16 protein-coding genes are annotated in these 19,517 nt (G+C 71.5%); 12 read left to right on the top strand and 4 right to left on the bottom strand.

Going from position 1 to position 19,517, the window contains the following annotated elements; all coding sequences use genetic code 11:
• Window positions 1-46: 46 nt before the first annotated feature.
• Together F6W97_RS33865 and F6W97_RS33860 are read right to left on the bottom strand one after the other, a co-directional pair.
• On the bottom strand, window positions 47-724 hold the full coding sequence (locus F6W97_RS33865; RefSeq protein WP_155374625.1) for a hypothetical protein: 678 nt from the start codon (window positions 722-724) through the stop codon (window positions 47-49).
• Between the two features lie 178 nt (window positions 725-902).
• Entirely contained in the window at window positions 903-1,646 is a 744-nt protein-coding gene (locus tag F6W97_RS33860; protein ID WP_230687206.1) for a 3-oxoacyl-ACP reductase family protein, read from the bottom strand.
• Window positions 1,647-1,758: 112 nt separating this feature from the next.
• On the opposite strand from F6W97_RS33860, the gene F6W97_RS33855 reads away from it, so the two are divergent.
• The 12 genes from F6W97_RS33855 to secG all read left to right on the top strand — a co-directional run bounded on the left by F6W97_RS33855 (window position 1,759) and on the right by secG (window position 17,602).
• Window positions 1,759-2,349 (top strand): TetR/AcrR family transcriptional regulator, encoded by a 591-nt coding sequence (locus tag F6W97_RS33855; RefSeq protein ID WP_155374623.1) that lies wholly within the window; start codon window positions 1,759-1,761, stop codon window positions 2,347-2,349.
• 446 nt (window positions 2,350-2,795) lie between these two features.
• The gene (gene uvrA / locus F6W97_RS33850) at window positions 2,796-5,702 is read left to right on the top strand and encodes an excinuclease ABC subunit UvrA (protein ID WP_155374622.1); all 2,907 of its coding nucleotides are present in this window, start codon (window positions 2,796-2,798) and stop codon (window positions 5,700-5,702) included.
• A 396-nt stretch (window positions 5,703-6,098) separates the two neighbouring features.
• The gene (locus tag F6W97_RS33845; protein WP_155374621.1) at window positions 6,099-6,563 is read left to right on the top strand and encodes a Rieske (2Fe-2S) protein; all 465 of its coding nucleotides are present in this window, start codon (window positions 6,099-6,101) and stop codon (window positions 6,561-6,563) included.
• A gap of 110 nt (window positions 6,564-6,673) precedes the next feature.
• Complete coding sequence (uvrC, locus tag F6W97_RS33840) at window positions 6,674-8,689, top strand: excinuclease ABC subunit UvrC (RefSeq protein WP_155374620.1); 2,016 nt, start codon at window positions 6,674-6,676, stop codon at window positions 8,687-8,689.
• A 231-nt stretch (window positions 8,690-8,920) separates the two neighbouring features.
• Entirely contained in the window at window positions 8,921-9,769 is an 849-nt protein-coding gene (gene rapZ / locus F6W97_RS33835; RefSeq protein WP_120321355.1) for an RNase adapter RapZ, read from the top strand.
• A gap of 46 nt (window positions 9,770-9,815) precedes the next feature.
• Entirely contained in the window at window positions 9,816-10,778 is a 963-nt protein-coding gene (locus F6W97_RS33830; RefSeq protein ID WP_155374755.1) for a gluconeogenesis factor YvcK family protein, read from the top strand.
• Window positions 10,779-10,870: 92 nt separating this feature from the next.
• Window positions 10,871-11,851: a DNA-binding protein WhiA gene (gene whiA / locus F6W97_RS33825; protein WP_155374619.1), complete on the top strand. Its 981-nt coding sequence runs from the start codon at window positions 10,871-10,873 to the stop codon at window positions 11,849-11,851.
• Between the two features lie 397 nt (window positions 11,852-12,248).
• Window positions 12,249-13,253: a type I glyceraldehyde-3-phosphate dehydrogenase gene (gap, locus tag F6W97_RS33820; protein ID WP_155374618.1), complete on the top strand. Its 1,005-nt coding sequence runs from the start codon at window positions 12,249-12,251 to the stop codon at window positions 13,251-13,253.
• The gene (locus F6W97_RS33815) at window positions 13,253-14,449 is read left to right on the top strand and encodes a phosphoglycerate kinase (RefSeq protein ID WP_155374617.1); all 1,197 of its coding nucleotides are present in this window, start codon (window positions 13,253-13,255) and stop codon (window positions 14,447-14,449) included. The genes gap and F6W97_RS33815 overlap by 1 nt, the downstream gene beginning before the upstream one ends.
• 2 nt (window positions 14,450-14,451) lie before the next feature.
• Complete coding sequence (tpiA, locus tag F6W97_RS33810) at window positions 14,452-15,231, top strand: triose-phosphate isomerase (RefSeq protein ID WP_155374616.1); 780 nt, start codon at window positions 14,452-14,454, stop codon at window positions 15,229-15,231.
• 284 nt (window positions 15,232-15,515) lie between these two features.
• The gene (locus F6W97_RS33805; protein WP_155374615.1) at window positions 15,516-17,258 is read left to right on the top strand and encodes an ABC transporter substrate-binding protein; all 1,743 of its coding nucleotides are present in this window, start codon (window positions 15,516-15,518) and stop codon (window positions 17,256-17,258) included.
• 77 nt (window positions 17,259-17,335) lie between these two features.
• Complete coding sequence (gene secG, locus F6W97_RS33800; protein WP_120315984.1) at window positions 17,336-17,602, top strand: preprotein translocase subunit SecG; 267 nt, start codon at window positions 17,336-17,338, stop codon at window positions 17,600-17,602.
• Window positions 17,603-17,667: 65 nt separating this feature from the next.
• On the opposite strand, the gene pgl is transcribed toward secG, so the two are convergent.
• A complete protein-coding gene (pgl, locus tag F6W97_RS33795) occupies window positions 17,668-18,432 on the bottom strand; it encodes a 6-phosphogluconolactonase (protein ID WP_155374614.1) in 765 nt (254 codons plus the stop codon).
• Between the two features lie 58 nt (window positions 18,433-18,490).
• A complete protein-coding gene (locus F6W97_RS33790; RefSeq protein WP_155374613.1) occupies window positions 18,491-19,486 on the bottom strand; it encodes a glucose-6-phosphate dehydrogenase assembly protein OpcA in 996 nt (331 codons plus the stop codon).
• Window positions 19,487-19,517: the final 31 nt, after the last annotated feature.

Here is a 19,517-nt window from a genome sequence, read left to right as displayed (position 1 = left end):
CGAAACTGGAGGCCGTGTTCCCCGAAACTGGAGGCCGTGCGGGTCGTCAGGGCACGTTGACGAGCGGTCCGGAGCCCTCGACGGCGTCGAGGCAGTAGTAGCGGTAGAGGTTCTCGACGTAGCCGTCGGCGCCGTCGCAGCCCTCCCAGCTCGTCTCGATTGTGGTGATCACCGCGTCGTGCTTCTCGTCGCAGCGGACGAAGTCGGCGGTGTCGGCAGTGACGAAGGTGTCGAACTTGACGCAGCCGCCCACCACGTTCAGCTTCTCCGCCGAGGGGTCGTTGACCAGCGTCGCGACCGCGATCAGGCCGGCCAGGAACACGGGCGCGAGCCACGTTTTGACCCGGCGGAACACCGGCCGGGTCGGCGGCAGCGGCGCGAGGTTGGACTCGGGCAGGTCCGGGCGGGGGACCGGCTCGTCCAGGGCGAGCACGGCGCGCCGCCCGCGCAGGTTGCGCACGAACGCCAGCGGCGCGAGCACGACCGAGACCGGGCTCCACAGCCCGCTCGTGATCGTCTCAGCGGTGGCGTCGCGCATCCTGGCCAGCCCGCAGTCGCGGCAGAACGGTCCCTGGATCCGGGTGAAGCGCACGTAGACCACCAGACCGACGTGCCGGTAGAAGCTCACCTCCGCGGCCGGGGTGTGGCCGCAGACCACGCAGTCGAGCCGGTCCGGCCCTGTCCGGCCCCGGCCGGCGAGCTGCGAGTCGATCAGTTCCGTCACGGCGCGAATGGTATGCGCTGCTGGCGGCACCTGCACACCTGGTTGCCGACGTCGTGGACCACGATCGCTGTTTCGGGTCGATTTCCGCGGTCAGACCGCAGATCATGACCCGAAACAGCGATCTCCGAGCGGCCGCTGCCGCCGACCCGGAGGTGGCGCGCGGTGCGGCAGCGGCGGGTCAGGCGAGGAAGCCGCCGTCGACGTCGAGCGTCGCGCCGGTGATGTAGGCGGCTTCGGGGCCGGCGAGGTAGGCGACCGCGCCGGCGACCTCGTCGGCGGTGCCGTAGCGGCCGACCGCCAGCGCGGGCAGCAGCGTGCTGGCCATCGGCCCGTCGGCCGGGTTCATGTCCGTGTCGACCGGGCCGGGCTGCACCGTGTTGACGGTGATTCCGCGCGGGCCGACCTCGCGGGCCAGACCGCGGGTGAAGCCGGCGACCCCGGCCTTGGTCAGCGCGTAAAGGCTGCCGCCCGGGAAGGGCATGCGGTCGGCGTTGACGCTGCCGATGGTGATGATGCGGCCGCCCTCGCCGAGGTGGCGCAGTGCCGCCTGGCTGGCGTGGAAGACCGCGTGCAGGTTGACGCCGACGGTCTGGTCGAACACCTCGTCGCTCAGCTCGCCGATCGGGCCGAACCCGGCGACGCCGGCGTTGTTGACCAGGATGTCGAGCCGCCCGGACCGCTGCGCGACCTCGTCCACCACACCGCGGACCGCGTCGCGGTCGGCCGAGTCGGCCCGCACCGCGTACGCCGTGCCGCCCTCGGCCGCGATCTCCTTGACCAGCGTCTCGGCGGCTTCGGCCGAGGACTGGTAGGTCACCGCCACGGTGGCGCCCTCGCGGGCCAGGCGGCGGGCGATCCCCGCGCCGATGCCGCGCGACCCGCCGGTCACCAGGGCCACCTTGCCGTTCAGCTGCTGCGTCATCACTCGCTCCTCGGGTTCGAATTGTTGAGTGCTCGTTCAATATGGCACGGCGAACGGTGGTCTGTCGCGTGATATATTGAACATCCACTCAAGAAATTGTCCGGAGGTCGCGATGGCGGTGGGCAGGCCGCGGGAGTTCGACGTCGACCGGGTGCTCGGCGCCGCGCTCGACGTCTTCTGGGCCAAGGGCTACGAAGGCGCCACGATGGCCGACCTGACCACGGCCACCGGGCTGAAACCGGGCAGCGTGTACGCCGCGTTCGGCTCCAAGGCCGGCCTGTTCTCCCGGGTGCTCGACCGCTACGAGGAGTCGGTCTTCGGGTACGCCCGCGACGCGATCCAGGAGCCGACCGTGCGCGCGGTGATCCGGCATTGGCTGGAGGGGGTGGCGCGTGCCACGACCGGCCCGGACACCCCGCCGGGCTGCCTGCTGGTGCACGGCGCGCTGGCCGTCGGCGACGGCGCGGCGTCCATCCGGGCCGAGCTGGCCCGGCGGCGCGAGAACGGCGAGGGATACCTGGTGGCGCGACTGGAGCGGGCACGCGAGGAGGGCGACCTGCCGGCCTCGGTCGACCCGCGGGCGGCGGCGGGCTACATCTTCGCCCTGTCCTCCGGGCTGGCCGTCGAGGCTGCCGGAGGCGCGGACCACGAGCGACTGCTGCGCACCGTCGAGCTGACCTTGCACCGCCTGCCCTGGGAGTGACGCGGGCGGGCCCACCGGCCGGGGTGCGGCCGCGTCCGGCTTTCAGCCGCGGGCCCGCCACCCGAGGGCGCACGGCGCCGGGGGCCGCATGCCGCGACGGCGGATCCCGCCGCCGTTGTTCGCGCCGCGGGAATCGCCGACGGTCGCCCGCTGTTCACCCTCCCGGGTGATCCGTGCGCCACCCTCGGGCGGGCGGGAACACGGGGCGAAGTGGGCGAAGCCGGGCGACCGACGGTGGCTCGCGTCACGCGAATCGCCGGGTTAGCACGTGTGTTCGTGGCGCGAAACAAGAATGTCGGAGGCCGAGGCTAGAGTTGCCCACGGCACGCGACTGCACTGCGTGCCGAGCGCGTCGTGCTGGCTCGACCCATGCCTCTGAGCTGGGGCTTAGTCGTGGCGGACCGCCCTGAAGACATCGCCGAAAGACCGTGTGGGGAGAGTCTGCCGTGAGCGACCGACTGATCATCCGTGGGGCGCGCGAGCACAACCTGCGCGACGTGAGCCTGGACCTGCCGCGCGAGAAGATGATCGTGTTCACCGGGCTGAGCGGCTCGGGCAAGTCGAGCCTCGCCTTCGACACGATCTTCGCGGAGGGCCAGCGGCGCTACGTCGAGTCGCTGTCGTCGTACGCCCGGCAGTTCCTGGGCCAGATGGACAAGCCCGACGTCGACTTCATCGAGGGCCTCAGCCCCGCGGTCTCCATCGACCAGAAGTCGACCTCGCGCAACCCGCGCTCGACCGTGGGCACCATCACCGAGGTGTACGACTACCTGCGCCTGCTGTTCGCCCGCGTGGGCCAGCCGCACTGCCCCGTCTGCGGTCACCTGATCAGCCGGCAGAGCCCGCAGCAGATCGTGGACCGGGTCCTCGCGATGGCCGAGGGCACCCGCTTCCAGGTGCTCGCGCCGGTGATCCGCGGCCGCAAGGGCGAGTACCTGGACCTCTTCTCCGACCTGCAGAGCAAGGGCTTCGCGCGGGTACGGGTCGACGGCGTGGTGCACCCGCTGGGCGAGGTGCCGAAGCTGGCCAAGCAGAAGAAGCACGACATCGAGGTGGTCGTCGACCGCCTCGCCGTCAAGGAGAGCTCCAAGCAGCGGCTCACCGACTCGGTGGAGACCGCGCTGGGCCTGGCCGGCGGCATCGTGATCATGGACTTCGTGGACCTGCCCGAGGACGACGAGCACCGCGAGCGCAAGTTCTCCGAGAACCTGGCGTGCCCCAACGAGCACCAGCTCGGCATCGAGGACCTGGAGCCGCGGGTCTTCTCCTTCAACTCGCCCTACGGCGCGTGCCCCGAGTGCACCGGCCTGGGCACGAAGAAGGAGGTCGACGCGGAGCTGGTCATCCCCGACCCGGAGAAGAGCCTCGGCGAGGGCGCGATCTCCCCGTGGGCAGGCGGCCAGACCATGGAGTATTTCTCCCGCCTGCTGGAGGCGCTCGGCGAGGAGAACGGCTTCGACATGGACACCCCGTGGCGGGCGATCTCGTCGGGGGCGCAGAAGCTGATCCTGCACGGCGCGGAGAACCAGGTGCACGTGCGCTACCGCAACAAGTACGGCCGCGAGCGCTCGTACTACTCCGGTTTCGAAGGTGTGATCACGTGGCTGGAGCGCCGCCACTCGGACACCGAGAGCGAGTGGTCGCGGGAGAAGTACGAGGGCTACATGCGGGAGGTGCCGTGCTCGGTCTGCCAGGGCACCCGGCTCAAGCCCGAGGTGCTGGCGGTGACCCTGGACGGGCGCAACATCGCCGAGCTGTGCGCGCTGTCGGTGGGCGAGGCCGCGGTGGTGCTGGCCGGGCTGGAGCTGGACGACCGGCAGCGCTTCATCGCCGAGCGGGTGCTCAAGGAGATCAACGCCCGGCTGCGCTTCCTGGTCGACGTCGGCCTGGACTACCTGTCGCTGAACCGGCCGTCGGGGTCGCTGTCCGGCGGTGAGGCCCAGCGCATCCGGCTGGCCACGCAGATCGGCTCCGGCCTGGTCGGCGTGCTGTACGTGCTGGACGAGCCGTCGATCGGCCTGCACCAGCGGGACAACCACCGGCTCATCGAGACCCTGGTGCGGTTGCGCGACCTGGGCAACACCCTGATCGTGGTGGAGCACGACGAGGACACCATCCGCACCGCCGACTGGGTCGTCGACATCGGTCCGGGCGCGGGCGAGCACGGTGGGCGCATCGTGCACAGCGGCACGTACGACAAGCTGCTGGTCAACGAGGAGTCGGTGACCGGTGCGTACCTGTCGGGCCGCAAGGCGATCGCGACCCCGCAGCAGCGCCGCCCGGCGACTCCGGGCCGGGAGCTGACCGTGGTCGGCGCGCGCGAGCACAACCTGCGCAACGTGTCGGTGGCCTTCCCGCTGGGGCAGTTCATCGCGGTCACCGGCGTGTCCGGGTCGGGCAAGTCGACGCTGGTCAACGACATCCTGTACACGGTGCTGGCGAACCAGATCAACGGGGCGCGCATGGTGCCGGGCCGGCACACCCGGGTCACCGGCCTGGAGCACGTGGACAAGGTCGTCGGCGTGGACCAGTCGCCGATCGGGCGCACCCCGCGCTCGAACCCGGCCACCTACACCGGTGTGTTCGACAACATCCGCAAGCTGTTCGCCGAGACGACCGAGGCGAAGGTGCGCGGCTACGGGCCGGGGCGCTTCTCGTTCAACGTCAAGGGCGGGCGCTGCGAGAACTGCGCCGGCGACGGCACCATCAAGATCGAGATGAACTTCCTGCCCGACGTGTACGTGCCGTGCGAGGTGTGCAAGGGCGCCCGGTACAACCGGGAGACCCTCGAAGTGCACTACAAGGGCAAGACCATCGCCGAGGTGCTGGAGATGCCGATCGAGGAGGGGGCCGAGTTCTTCGAGGCCATCCCCGCGATCCACCGCCATCTCAAGACGCTGGTCGACGTCGGCCTGGGCTACGTGCGGCTGGGGCAGAGCGCGCCGACCCTGTCCGGCGGTGAGGCGCAGCGCGTGAAGCTCGCCTCCGAGCTGCAGAAGCGCTCGACCGGGCGCACCGTGTACGTGCTCGACGAGCCGACCACCGGCCTGCACTTCGAGGACATCCGCAAGCTGCTGCTGGTGCTGCAGGGGCTGGTCGACAAGGGCAACACGGTGATCGTCATCGAGCACAACCTCGACGTGATCAAGTCGGCCGACCACCTGATCGACATGGGCCCCGAGGGCGGCCACCGCGGTGGCGGTGTGCTCGCGACCGGCACCCCGGAGCAGCTCGCGGCCGTCGCCGAGAGCTACACCGGCCAGTTCCTCAAGCCCATGCTCGCCAAGACCGCCCCGGCCCCGGCGACCGCGCCGCGCGCCCGCAAGGCCCGCAGCAAGGCCGCGGTGGCCTGAACCGCATTGCCCGGTCGTCCCGGCCCCGCTTCAGCAGCGGCGGCCGGGACGCCTTGTTCCGCGACGGCACGGGCGGCTTCCGCTTCCGCGACGGCACGGGCGGCTTCCGCTTCCGCGACGGCACGGGCGGCTTGCTTCCGCGACGGCACGGGCGGCTTGCTTCCGCGCGGGCACGGCGGCTTCCGCTTCCGCGCTGGTTCCGCGCTGGCGTGGGACGGTTCATGATCGCTGTTTGCGGTCAAAAGATGGGTTCTGACCGCACTTTCTGACCTCAAACGGCGATCTTGAGCGCGGCGGGTGCTGTCGCTGGGTGAGAAAAATAGTTGAACTCGCAGCTAAATTTCAGAACGGGCCGATAGGTTGATCCAGAGAATCCCTCACCTAGGAAGGCCCCTCATGAGTGACGTGACGACGTCCGGCGCGACCTCGCGCCGGGTCCTGCTGGCCTCCGCGGGCGCCGTCGGCGCCGGAGCCCTGCTCGCCGCCTGCGGCTCGGAGGCACCCGCCACCACGCCGACCGACGGGGCGACGAGCCCGGGTGCGGCCGGGGCGACCGGCGCGGCCGCGGGCGCGGGAACGGTGCTCGGCAAGGCGGCCGACATCCCGGTCGGCGGTGGGGTGATCTTCAAGGAGCAGGGTGTCGTCGTCACCCAGCCCACTGCGGGCCAGTTCGTCGGCTTCAGCGCGATCTGCACCCACCAGGCCTGCCCGGTGAGCCAGGTCGAGGCCGGGAAGATCAAGTGTCAGTGCCACTTCAGCGAGTTCTCGATCACCGACGGCTCCGTGCTCCAGCCGCCCGCCCCCCGCGCGCTGGACAAGAAGGAGATCAAGGTCGAGGACGGCGAGATCAAGCTCGCCTGAGCGTTCGGCCGACCGGGTCCCCGGATCCCATGTGGATCCGGGGCCGGACCGGCGGCCGGGGCAGATCGCGGCCCGGAGCACTGTCGGACTGATCGTCTAGGCTTGGCGTCGTGGCTGATCCGTCCCAGTACCGGCCCGCGCCGGGCACAATTCCCGACGCGCCCGGGGTGTACCGGTTCCGCGACGACCAGGGCCGGATCATCTACGTCGGCAAGGCCAAGAGCCTGCGCAGCCGGCTGAACTCCTACTTCGCCGACGTGTGGACGCTGCACCAGCGCACCCAGCAGATGGTCACCACCGCGGCCGGCGTGGACTGGGTCGTGGTCGGCACCGAGGTCGAGGCGCTGCAACTGGAGTATTCCTGGATCAAGGAGTACGACCCCCGCTTCAACGTGAAGTACCGCGACGACAAGTCGTACCCGTACCTCGCCGTCACCCTCGACGAGCAGTACCCGCGACTGCTGGTGATGCGCGGGGCCAAGCGCAAGGGCGTGCGCTACTTCGGGCCGTACTCGCACGCCTGGGCCATCCGGGAGACCCTCGACCTGCTGCTGCGCATCTTCCCGGCGCGCACCTGCTCGGCGGGGGTGTTCAAGCGCGCGGGCCAGATCGGCCGGCCCTGCCTGCTCGGCGACATCGGCAAGTGCTCCGCGCCGTGCGTCGGGCGGGTCAGCGAGGCCGAGCACCGGGGCATCGTCGAGGACTTCTGCGACTTCATGGCCGGGCGCACCGAGCACATGCAGCGCCGCCTGGAGAAGGAGATGCAGGTCGCGTCGGCCGCGATGGAGTACGAACGCGCCGCCCGGCTGCGCGACGACCTGGTCGCGCTGCGCCGGGCCATGGAGAAGCAGTCGATCGTGCTGTCCGACGGCACCGACGCCGACGTGGTCGCCTTCGCCGACGACCCCCTCGAAGCCGCGGTGCAGGTCTTCCACGTGCGCGACGGGCGGGTGCGCGGCCAGCGTGGCTGGATCGTGGACAAGACCGAGGAGCTGACCATCGGCGACCTCGTGCACCACTTCTGCACCCAGATCTACGGCGGGGAGACCGGCGAGTCCGACGTGCCCAAGGAGCTGCTCGTGCCGGAGCTGCCCCCCGACGTCGACGCGCTGACCGAATGGATGGCGCAGCACCGGGGCTCGCGGGTGACCATCCGGGTGCCGCAGCGCGGCGACAAGAAGACCCTGATGGAGACCGTGGCCCGCAACGCGATGCAGGCGCTGGCCCAGCACAAGCTGCGCCGGGCGGGCGACCTCACCGCGCGCAGCAAGGCCCTCGAAGAGATCGAGGACGCGCTCGGCCTGGCCTCGGCCCCGCTGCGGATCGAGTGCTTCGACATCTCGCAGATCCAGGGCACCGACGTGGTGGCCAGCATGGTGGTGTTCGAGGACGGGGTGCCGAAGAAGTCCGACTACCGGCGCTTCATCATCAAGGGCGCCACCGACGACGTGTCCGCGATCAGCGAGGTGATGCGGCGGCGGTTCGCCCGCCACCTGGCCGAAGGGCCGGCGGACCCGACCGAGGAGGCCGCCGCGGGGCGGCCCCGGCGGTTCGCGTACCCCCCGCAGCTGGTCGTGGTCGACGGCGGCGCGCCGCAGGTCAACGCGGCGGCCGGTGTGTTCTCCGAGCTGGGCGTCACCGACGTGGCGGTGTGCGGGCTGGCCAAGCGGCTGGAGGAGGTCTGGCTGCCCGACGACGCCATGCCGGTCATCCTGCCCCGCACCGCCGAGGGCCTGTACCTGCTGCAGCGGGTCCGCGACGAGGCGCACCGGTTCGCGATCCGCTTCCACCGCGAGCGCCGCTCCGCCCGGATGACCGCCTCGGACCTCGACAGCGTGCCGGGCCTGGGGGACATCCGCCGCAAGGCGCTGCTGCGCCACTTCGGCTCGCTGAAGCGGCTCGCGGCGGCCAGCGTCGACGAGATCGCCGAGGTGCCCGGCATCGGCCCGCGCACCGCGGTCGCGGTGCTCACCGCCCTCGGCGCTCCGCCGCAGGTCACGACCGCGCCGCAGGTCGCACCCACCCCGCCTGACGCGGCTGGGCCGACGGCGCCGGGCCAGCCGCAGGCCACGCCCGCGCCGGGCGCGGCGCTGGCCACGGCGGAGGAACCGGGCACGGCTGGCTAGGATGTTCTCTCGTTGCCGGCATCCGGCGGCAACGTGCCCGCCCGCCGCCTGCGGTTCGCTGGAACCGGTGGCCGTCGCGGGCGGCCGCCCCGGCAGGCGGCGACGACAGCAGTGGGGGCGCACGTGAGCGTGGACACACCGGCCCGGCGCAGCACGCCGGGCGAACGCGGTGAGCAGCAGGGCGAGCCCAGGGCGACCGGGGACGAGCCGGGCGAGGGCCCGGCCACGAACCTGGTGGTGGTGACCGGCGTCTCCGGCGGCGGGCGCAGCACCGTGGCCCGCGCCCTGGAGAACGTCGGCTACTACGTGGTCGACAACCTGCCGCAGGCGCTGCTGGTGCAGCTCGCCGAGCTGGCCGCGAAGGCCGGCGGCGCGGCCCGGCACACCGCCATGGTGCTCGACGTGCGCAGCCGCGTGTTCTCCACCGACCTCGCGGGCGCGATCCGCGACCTGCGCGAGAAGGGCTTCTCGCCGCGGGTGGTCTTCGTCGACGCCGACGACGAGGTGCTGATCCGGCGGTTCGAGAGCGTACGCCGCTCGCACCCGCTGCAGGGCGACGGCCGCCTGTCCGACGGCATCGCCGCCGAGCGCTCGCTGCTGGCCGAGGCCCGTGAGCAGGCCGACGTGCTGATCGACACGTCGCATCTGAACGTGAACCAGCTGCGGGCCCGGGTCGAGGAGCTGTTCGCCAGCCCCGAGGCGCTGCGGCTGCGGGTCACCGTGCTGTCGTTCGGCTTCAAGTACGGGCTGCCCCCGGACGCCGACTTCGTGCTCGACGCCCGCTTCCTGCCCAACCCGTACTGGGTGCCCGAGCTGCGCGAGCACACCGGCCGCGACGAGGGCGTGAGCCGGTACGTGCTGGGCCAGCGCGGGGCGAACACTTTCGTGGAGACGTACGCCCGCCTGGTGACCGCCACCGCTCCCGGCTTCGAGCGCGAGGGCAAGCGCTACCTGACCGTGGCCGTCGGCTGCACCGGCGGCAAGCACCGCAGTGTCGCGATCGCCGAGGAGCTGGCCAAACGCCTGCGTGAGCTGCGCGTGGTCGCCCATGCACAGCACCGCGACCTGGGACGCGAATGAGCCGCGCGAGCGGGTCCGGCCGCGGCGCGCACAGCACGGCCGCGGCATGATCGGGTTCGCGCCGCAGGCAGGCGGCGACCGGATCCGGGTGGTGGCGTTCGGCGGCGGGCACGGGCTGAGCGCGAGCCTGCGCGCGCTGCGCGCGACCGGGCTGCCCCTGGAGATCACCGCGGTGGTCACCGTGGCCGACGACGGAGGCTCCAGCGGCCGGATCCGCGCGGGCCGCGACGTACTCCCTCCGGGTGATCTGCGCCAGGCGCTGGCCGCCCTGGCGGGTGACGACGACCTGAGCGACCGCACCGCCCGGCTGATGCAGTACCGCTTCAGCGGCGACGACGAGCTGACCGGGCACCCGGTCGGCAACGTGGTGCTGTGCGGCCTGATGGAGCAGCTGGGCGACCCGGTGGCGGCGCTGGACCAGGTCGGGGCGATGCTGCGTGCGGTGGGCCGGGTGCTGCCCATGTCCAACCGCCCGCTGGGCATCGAGGCCGACCTGGCCGTCGGCGGCAAGACGATCACCGTGCGCGGCCAGCACCAGGTCGCGGTGGCTCAGGGGCGGGTGCTCCAGGTGCGGCTGGAGCCGCCGGAGCCGGACGCGTGCCCGCAGGCGCTGGCGGCGATCGCCGCCGCGGACTGGTTGGTGTTCGGGCCGGGCAGCTGGTACACCAGTGTCATCCCGCACCTGCTGGTGCCGCAGTTGGCAGCCGCGGTCACCGCGAGCGCGGCGCGCCGGCTGGTCACCCTGAACCTGGCCGCGGACTCCGAGACGGTGGGGCTTTCCCTGCCGGATCACCTGGACGCGCTGGGTCGGTATGTCCCGGACCTCAAGGTCGATATTGTTCTGGTCGACAGGAATGCCGTGGGAGACCCCGAACCGGTCGCGAATGCGGCAGAATCACTCGGTGCTCGCATCGCGATCGCGCCGGTGGCCGTCCAGGACGGCACCGCGCGACACGATCCGGTCCGATTGGGCCGCGCACTGGTGCCACTCTTGGCCACCGCTCGTTAAGCACGTACGACAAAGCTCGTTAAGCACGTACGACAAAGCGCACGACACAATTAGGCAATCACAGCCGCGACCGGCCCCGAGGTGACGACACGATGGCGATGACCGCTGCGGTCAAAGACGAGCTCAGCCGGGTCGACGTGCCCAAGCCGTGCTGCCGGCGCGCGGAGATGGCGGCCCTGCTGCGCTTCGCCGGCGGGCTGCACATCGTCTCCGGGCGCGTGGTGGTCGAGGCGGAGCTGGACACCGGTGCGGTGGCCCGGCGGCTGCGCACGACCGTCGCCGACCTGTTCGGATACCCGAGCGAGGTACACATCCTCGCGTCGGGCGGGCTGCGCAAGGGCAGCCACTACATCGTGCGCATCGTCAAGGACGGCGAGGCGCTCGCGCGCCAGACCGGCCTGCTGGATGTGCGCGGACGGCCGGTGCGGGGCCTGCCGCCGAACGTGGTCTCAGCGAGCGTGTGCTGCGCCGTGGCCGCCTGGCGCGGGGCCTTCCTGGCGCACGGCTCGCTGACCGAGCCGGGCCGCTCCTGCGCCCTGGAGATCACCTGCCCGGGTCCGGAGTCGGCCCTGGCGCTGGTCGGCGCGGCCCGCCGGCTGGGCATCACCGCCAAGGCGCGCGAGGTGCGCGGCGTCGACCGCGTCGTGGTCAAGGACGGCGACGCGATCGCCGCCCTGCTCACCCGCATCGGCGCGCACTCCAGCGTGCTGGCCTGGGAGGAGCGCCGGGTACGCCGCGAGGTCCGGGCGACCGCGAACCGCCTGGCCAACTTCGACGACGCGAACCTGCGCCGCTCGGCACGGGCGGCGGTCGCCGCCGCGGCCCGGGTCACCCGCGCCCTGGAGATCCTCGCCGACGACGCCCCCGGCCACCTGACCAGCGCGGGTCGCCTGCGCCTGGAACACCGCCAGGCCTCCCTGGAGGAGCTGGGCGCCCTGGCCGACCCGCCCCTGACCAAGGACGCCATCGCCGGCCGCATAAGGCGTCTGCTGGCCCTGGCCGACAAGCGCGCCCGCGACCTCGGCATCCCCGACACCGAAGCCGCCGTCACCGCCGAGATGCTCACCGTCTGACCCACCGCAACCCCGAGGTCGCCGCGCCCCACCCGGGTCGCGGCGATCTCCCGTTCCCGCCCCGCCCCCACCCCCGAGGCGGCGATCTTGCGTGGACTGTGGGTGCGACACGCCCGAAGCGGGCAAAGGGGCAACCGTTCACGCAAGATCGTTGCGATCTTGGAGCCGGGGTCGTTGTCGTTTCGTGTGACAGGGGACACGGGGGTGAAACAAAGACCCCGGCGGGGATGTCCGTCACAGCTCAGCTAGGGTCGAAACCGTACGGCGACGCTGCCGGCAGCTCGGCCGCGACGCCGTCCGCCAGGTGTGCTGGCGGCGTGACCGGGCGAGTGACCTATCGGCCGCCGCACTGGACGTTAAGCCGCCAGTCGGCGCACATGGCGAGGAGATGGGACCTGTGACCATCCGGGTTGGCATCAACGGCTTCGGCCGTATCGGGCGCAACTTCTACCGGGCGCTGCTCGCGTCCGGCGCGGACATCGAGCTGGTGGCCGTGAACGACCTGACCAGCAACGCGACCCTGGCGCACCTGCTCAAGTACGACACCATCCTGGGCCGCCTGCCCTACGAGGTGAAGGCGACCGACACCGACCTCACGGTCAACGGCAAGTCGTTCAAGGCGTTCGCCGAGCGCGACCCGGGCAAGCTGCCCTGGGGTGACCTGGGTGCCGACATCGTGATCGAGTCGACGGGCCTGTTCACCGACGCCGCCAAGGCGAAGGTGCACGCCGACAACGGCGCGAAGAAGGTCATCATCTCGGCTCCGGCCAAGGGTGAGGACATCACGATCGTGCTGGGCGTGAACGGCGACCAGTACGACCCCGCCAAGCACACGATCATCTCGAACGCCTCCTGCACCACGAACTGCCTCGCCCCCATGGCGAAGGTCCTGAACGACACGATCGGGATCGAAAAGGGTCTGATGACCACGATCCACGCGTACACCCAGGACCAGAACCTGCAGGACGGCCCGCACAACGACCTGCGTCGCGCCCGCGCCGCGGCCCTGAACATCGTGCCGACCTCGACCGGCGCCGCCAAGGCGATCGGCCTGGTGCTGCCGGAGCTCAAGGGCAAGCTGGACGGCTTCGCGCTGCGCGTGCCGATCCCGACCGGCTCGGCCACCGATCTGACCTTCACCGCCGCTCGCGAGACGTCGGTCGAGGAGGTCAACGCCGCGATCAAGGCCGCCGCCGAGGGCCCGCTCAAGGGCATCCTGGTGTACACCGAGGACGAGATCGTGTCCTCGGACATCGTGACCGACCCGGCCTCCTGCATCTTCGACGCCGGCCTGACCAAGGTCATCGGCAACCAGGTGAAGGTCGTCGGCTGGTACGACAACGAGTGGGGCTACTCCAACCGCCTCGTTGACCTCACCAAGCTCGTGGGCGCCTCGCTGTAATGCGCAGCCTCGACGATTTGCTCGCCGAGGGCGTATCGGGTCGGCGCGTGCTCGTGCGCGCCGACCTGAACGTGCCCTTCGTCAAGGACAGCCCCGGGAAGATCGCCGACGACGGCCGGATCCGGGCGGTGCTGCCGACCATCACGGCGCTGCGCGACGCGGGCGCCTCGGTGATCGTCATGTCGCACCTGGGCCGCCCCAAGGGTGAGCCCGACCCGAAGTTCTCGCTCGCACCCGTGGCGGCGCGGTTCGAGGAGCTGCTCGGCTCGCCGGTGGCCTTCGCCGCCGACACCGTCGGCGACTCGGCGCAGGCCGCGGTGGCGGCGCTGACCGGCGGCGGCGTGGTGCTGCTGGAGAACCTGCGCTTCAACGCGGGGGAGACCAGCAAGGACGACGCCGTGCGCGGCGCGTTCGCCGACCAGCTGGCGGCGTTCGGCGACGTGTACGTCGACGACGCCTTCGGCGCGGTGCACCGCAAGCACGCCAGTGTCTACGACATCGCCTCCAGGCTGCCGCACTACGCGGGCGGCCTGGTGCTGCGCGAGGTCGAGGTGCTCAAGCGCCTCACTGAGGACCCCGCCACGCCGTACGTGGTCATCCTCGGCGGCTCGAAGGTCTCCGACAAGCTCGCCGTGATCGAGGCGCTGCTGGGCAAGGCCGACAAGCTGCTCATCGGCGGCGGCATGTGCTTCACCTTCCTCAAGGCCCAGGGCCACGAGGTCGGCGCCTCGCTGCTGCAGGAGGAGATGCTCGACACCTGCCGCGACCTGCTGGCACGGGCCGGCGACCGGATCGTGCTGCCCACCGACGTGGTGGTCGCCGACAAGTTCGCCGGTGACGCGCAGACCGACACCGTGGCCGCGACCGCGATCCCGGCCGGCTGGCTCGGCCTGGACATCGGCCCGCAGTCGGTGGCCCTGTTCACCGAGGCGCTGTCCGGCGCGAAGACGGTCTTCTGGAACGGCCCGATGGGCGTGTTCGAGCTGGCCCCGTTCGCCAACGGCACCCGCGGGGTGGCCGAGGCCATCACCAAGGTCGACGGGTTCACCGTGGTCGGCGGCGGCGACTCGGCCGCGGCCGTGCGTGCCCTCGGCCTGGACGAGGCCGCGTTCGGTCACATCTCCACGGGCGGCGGCGCCTCCCTGGAGTACCTGGAGGGCAAGTCCCTGCCCGGTCTCGAAGCGCTGGAGGCGTGAGCATGGCGGACGTGAAGCGCCGGCCCCTGATGGCCGGCAACTGGAAGATGAACCTCAACCACCTCGAGGCCATCGCGCTCGTGCAGAAGCTGGCCTTCAGCCTGAACGAGAAGCAGCTTGAGGCGGTCGAGGCCGCGGTGCTGCCGCCGTTCACCGACATCCGCAGCGTGCAGACGCTGGTGGACGGCGACCGGCTGCTCATCAAGTACGGCGCGCAGGACGTCTCGGCGCACACCTCCGGCGCGTACACCGGTGAGATCTCGGGTGCGATGCTGGCCAAGCTGGGCTGCTCGTTCGTGACGGTCGGCCACTCCGAGCGCCGGCAGTACCACAACGAGTCCGACGCGCTGGTCAACGCGAAGGTGAAGGCGGCACTGGCCAACGACATCACACCGATCCTGTGCGTGGGCGAGGGCCTGGACATCCGCGAGAAGGGCGAGCACGTCGAGTACACGCTCGCACAGCTCGACGGCGGCCTGGCCGGGCTCACCCCGGCCGAGGTGGAGAAGGTCGTGGTGGCGTACGAGCCGGTCTGGGCGATCGGCACCGGCAAGACCGCCACGCCCGAGGACGCCCAGGAGGTCATCGGGGCGATCCGCGCGCAGCTGGCCAAGACCCAGGGCGACGCCACCGCGCAGGCGGTGCGGGTGCTCTACGGCGGCTCGGTGAAGGCGGGCAACGTCGCCGCGATCATGGCGCAGCCCGACATCGACGGTGCGCTGGTCGGCGGGGCGAGCCTCGACGCCGACGAGTTCACCAGGCTGGTCCGTCTCGGCCTCTGAATCGTCGGGCGTCCGGCCGGCAGGAACACTGCTCCGCCCCCGTGGCTCCGGCTCCGGGGGCGGAGTCCGTCGGCGGCAGCACCGCGTGTGCACGCTAAGTGATCTTTCGGATGCCCGCAGTCCTGCTTTGTTGCGATCTGACTCCCGGCTGCCGCGGCGGCCGAGGTAGTGCCTAGAGTGTGCGCGTGGCCGGGCGACTGTGATGTCGCTCGGCTCCAGGATCACCCCCTGACCACCCCTGAGATCCTTGGCGGGCCACCCCCACGCCCGCTGGGAGGACGACGATGCCATACCTCAAGCACCGCATGCGCCGGATCACCGCCGTCGCCGTCGCGGTCATGGCGCTCGGCGCCGCCTCCGCCTGCGACTCGGCGGCCGACGCCAACGACACGGTCTCGGCGGGCGGCACCCTGCGCGTCGTGTTGCCGCAGCTACCGGAGCACCTCGATCCGCAGCGCATCGCGGCCGCGATGGACAACAACATCAGCCGGCTGATGTCGCGGACCCTGACCACCTACAAGGCCGAACCGGGCGCGGCCAGCAGCGAGCTGGTGCCCGACCTGGCCACCGACCTGGGCCGGCCGAGCGAGAAGAACACGGTCTGGGAGTTCAAGCTGCGCGAGGGGGTGAAGTGGGAGGACGGCACGCCCGTCAACTGCTCGCAGGTCAAGTACGGCGTGGAGCGCAACTTCGCGGCGCTGTTCGACTCGGGCCTGCCCTACGCCGAGCTGATGCTGGCCGACAACGCCACCCCGTACGAGGGCCCGTACAGCGGCAAGGGACTGGACTCGGTGGTCTGCGAGGACACCCGGACCATCAAGTTCCGCCTCAAGCAGCCCGCCGGCGACTTCAACTACACGGTGGCGCTGCCGATCTTCTCGCCCGCCAAGCAGGGCGCGGACGGTGACAAGGACGCCTACGACAAGCGCCCGCTGTCCAACGGCCCGTACCGGATGGAGGCGCGGTCCGGCGAGACCACCTTCACGCTGGTCCGCAACGAGCACTGGTCGGCGAGCCTCGACTCGGTCCGCAAGGGCCACCCCGACAAGATCGTCTTCGTGGTCGACTCCAACGACCCGGCCGTGACCAACGCGCTGATCCAGGACCAGGGCGCGGATCGCAACACGATCATGCTGCAGAGCAACGTGGCGCCGAACTTCCTGCAGCAGGTCATCAACGACCCCAGGCTGTCGCAGCGGGTGGCCACCGGCCCCAGCGGCTCGGTGCGCTACTTCGCCATCAACACCGTCAAGGTGCCGAACCTGGACTGCCGCAAGGCGCTGGCGTACGCGTTCAACAAGCGCAAGTACCGCCAGGCCATGGGCGGGTCCGTGATCGGTGAGCTGGCCACGTCGATGATCCCGCCGAACCTGGCGGCGCACGCCAAGTTCGACCACTACGGGACCCTCACCGACAGCGACGGCGACGAGGACAAGGCGCTCGCGCTCATCGACAAGGCGAAGCAGGACGGCAAGCCCTGCCCCGAGAAGATCTCGGTCTCGCTGCCGGACAACGACACCATCGCCCGCTACGTCAAGACGATGGTCGACGCCTACGTGCGCATCGGCATCAAGGTCGACCTCAAGCGGCTGCCCGCGGCCGAGTACTGGGGCCGCATCGCCGACGTCGGCCACGGCAACCACCTGGTCTACGCCGGCTGGATCCCGGACTGGGCGAACGGCTCGGCGGTCATCCCGCCGCTGTTCGACGGCAAGCTGGTCAAGCCGACCGGTGAGCAGAGCGGCTCGAACTACTCGTTCCTCGACGACGCCGACATCAACAAGGCGATCGCCGACGCGCTGGCCGAGCAGGACCTGAACCGGCAGTACAAGCTGTGGGGCGAGATCGACAGCAAGCTGCAGGAGATGGCCGTGACCATCCCCGTGCTGTACCCGACGTCGATCCGCATGTACGGTTCGAACGTCGCGGGGGCCTTCATCCACGCCCAGTTCGGCGCGCCCGACCTGGCGTCGCTGGGCCTGAAGGACCCCTCGATCCCGGTGGATGTGACCTCCTCGGCCTCCTAGCCGGTAAGCTGTACCGCTATTGTTGAGCGACGCCCCGCGGCCGCGAGAGCGGCGACCGAGCCTAAGGACACCTGTTCATGCCGATCCAGTTCGCCTACACGTTGATCGTGTTGCTGATCATCACCAGCGCCCTGCTGACGATGCTGGTCCTGCTGCACCGGGGCAAGGGCGGCGGCCTGTCCAGCATGTTCGGCGGCGGTGTGTCGTCGAGCCTGGCCGGGTCGTCGGTGGCGGAGAAGAACCTCGACCGATACACCGTTCTGGTGGGCATCGTCTGGTTCGCCTGCATCGTCGGGCTCGGCCTCTGGCTGAAGCTCGAGATGGCCGCCGGCACCGTCGGCTGACCGTGAGCACGCGAAAGGGCGGCCGACCTTCGGGTCGGCCGCCCTTTCGGCGTGTTCGGAAGGATTCAGCCCAGGCGCGACGACTGGGGCACGCGGTCCGCTGAGGCCTCGTCGAGCAGCCAGACGGTCCGCGAGACGCCGTGCACCCGGCCCGCGGGCAGCGGCACGTCCCCGGCCCCGGACAGCGCTGCCCCGACCGCGTCGGCCTTGTCCGGCCCGGCCGCGATCAGCCACACCTCGGCCGCCGTGTTGATCGTGGGCAGGGTGAGCGTGGTGCGGGCGGGCGGCGGCTTCGGGCTGTTCCGGACCCCGGCGACCGCCCCCTTCTCCTCGGCGCTGGGGTGGCCGGGGAACACCGAGGCGACGTGCCCGTCCTCGCCGACGCCGAGCAGCAGCACGTCGAAGCGCGGCAGCCCGCCCGGACCCGCGGCGTGCGCCGACAGCTCCGCCGCGTAGCGCGCGGCCGCCAGATCGGGATCAGAGCCGTCCGGACCGTCCGAGGGTGGCATCGGATGCACCCGGGCCGGGTCGAGCGGCAGCGCGTCCAGCAGGGCCTCGCGCGCCTGGGTCTCGTTGCGCTCCGGGTCACCGGCCGGCAGGAAACGCTCGTCGCCCCACCACACGTCCACGCGTGACCAGTCGATCGCGTCGCGCCCCGGGTCGGCCAGCATCGCCCGGTACACGGCGGCCGCGACCCGGCCGCCGGTCAGCACGACGCCTGCCGAGCCCCGCGCGGCCTGAGCGTCCCGCAGCAGCCCGAGCAGCCGCCCGGCTACCGCTTCGGCGAGCGCCGCCGCGTCCGCGTGCACGAGCACGCTGCGCTGGCTCATGCCTTCTCCTCGCTGCGCTCGTCGGCGGCACGAGAGGACGGGTTCACGCTTCGCTCGCTCATGCGGCCACCGGTTCCCACGCCGGGTCCTGCCAGATGTGGTTCCGGGTCGACGCCCGGTCGCCGAGGTTCGCGATGCCCGTGGCCTGCGCGAGCGCCGCCGCGTACGGCTGGTCGGCGTCGAGGCGCTGCAGCTCCTCGGCCAGCACCTCGCCCAGCCGGCGTTCCACCAGCGGCAGCACCTGGTCCAGCGAGCCGGACTTGCGCAGCAGGGCCATCCCGTCGCCCGTGGCGTGCAGGCTCAGCGAGCCGCCGTCGGCGAGCGCGAAGTCGACCCCGTGCAGCGGCCCGGTGACCTCGGCCAGCTGCACCGGGACGTTCATCCGCGCCATGAGCCAGCCGCGCAGCAGCGCGCCCAGCGGGTCGCCGGCCGCGGCGTGCACCGTCGCGGACAGCGCGCCCGCCGACGCCGTGTCGAAGGCGCCCGCGATGAGCGAGCGCCAGCCGGTCAGCCGGGTCCAGGAAAGGTCGGTGTCGCCGGGGGCGTAGTCCACCGCCCGCTGCCGCAGCGCCGCGGCGGGGTCGGCGCACTGGGCGATGTCGGTGACCCGGCGCTCCGCGACGACGCCCAGCGGGTCGTACGCGATGTGCTCGGGCGGGCAGCCGTGCCACCAGGTGACCACCGGCACGTCCGGGGCCAGTAGCGGCATGACCACCGACTCGCTGTGCAGGGCGAGCCGGCCGTGCATCCGCATGATCACGGCCTCGCACGGCCCGAGCCGCCCGCCGACGACGATCTCGGCGTCGAGCCGGTTCTTGGCGTTCGCGGTCACCGCGTCGACGCCCGCGACCGGGCCGCGGCTGACCACGAGCAGGCGGCAGGGGTGCGACGCGGCGGCGATGGTGGCCGCGTCCTCGACCTGGCGCACCCGGCCCTCGTCCACGATGACGACCAGGTTGAGGGCGAGGCCGCTGGCGACGCCGCCCGCGTTGCGCCGCTCCGAGGCGAGCTTGCGCACCACCTCGTTACCGGTGGTGTCCCACAGGGCTAGCATTCCGTCCCACTTCCCAGCGTGATCAACAGCT

The organism is Catellatospora vulcania, assembly GCF_009720385.1.
Taxonomy (GTDB): domain Bacteria; phylum Actinomycetota; class Actinomycetes; order Mycobacteriales; family Micromonosporaceae; genus Catellatospora; species Catellatospora vulcania.
This window is presented reverse-complemented; position numbering and strand designations above follow the sequence as displayed.

Bases quoted from the DNA above. Each gene is read 5' to 3' on its own strand.
- F6W97_RS33855 (WP_155374623.1), top strand. From the start codon at position 1,759: ATGGCGGTGGGCAGGCCGCGGGAGTTCGACGTCGACCGGGTGCTCGGC.
- F6W97_RS33845 (WP_155374621.1), top strand. From the start codon at position 6,099: ATGAGTGACGTGACGACGTCCGGCGCGACCTCGCGCCGGGTCCTGCTG.
- F6W97_RS33815 (WP_155374617.1), top strand. From the start codon at position 13,253: ATGCGCAGCCTCGACGATTTGCTCGCCGAGGGCGTATCGGGTCGGCGC.
- F6W97_RS33790 (WP_155374613.1), bottom strand. From the start codon at position 19,486: ATGCTAGCCCTGTGGGACACCACCGGTAACGAGGTGGTGCGCAAGCTC.
- F6W97_RS33830 (WP_155374755.1), top strand. From the start codon at position 9,816: ATGATCGGGTTCGCGCCGCAGGCAGGCGGCGACCGGATCCGGGTGGTG.
- F6W97_RS33860 (WP_230687206.1), bottom strand. From the start codon at position 1,646: ATGACGCAGCAGCTGAACGGCAAGGTGGCCCTGGTGACCGGCGGGTCG.
- whiA (WP_155374619.1), top strand. From the start codon at position 10,871: ATGGCGATGACCGCTGCGGTCAAAGACGAGCTCAGCCGGGTCGACGTG.
- F6W97_RS33805 (WP_155374615.1), top strand. From the start codon at position 15,516: ATGCCATACCTCAAGCACCGCATGCGCCGGATCACCGCCGTCGCCGTC.
- secG (WP_120315984.1), top strand. From the start codon at position 17,336: ATGCCGATCCAGTTCGCCTACACGTTGATCGTGTTGCTGATCATCACC.
- pgl (WP_155374614.1), bottom strand. From the start codon at position 18,432: ATGAGCCAGCGCAGCGTGCTCGTGCACGCGGACGCGGCGGCGCTCGCC.
- tpiA (WP_155374616.1), top strand. From the start codon at position 14,452: ATGGCGGACGTGAAGCGCCGGCCCCTGATGGCCGGCAACTGGAAGATG.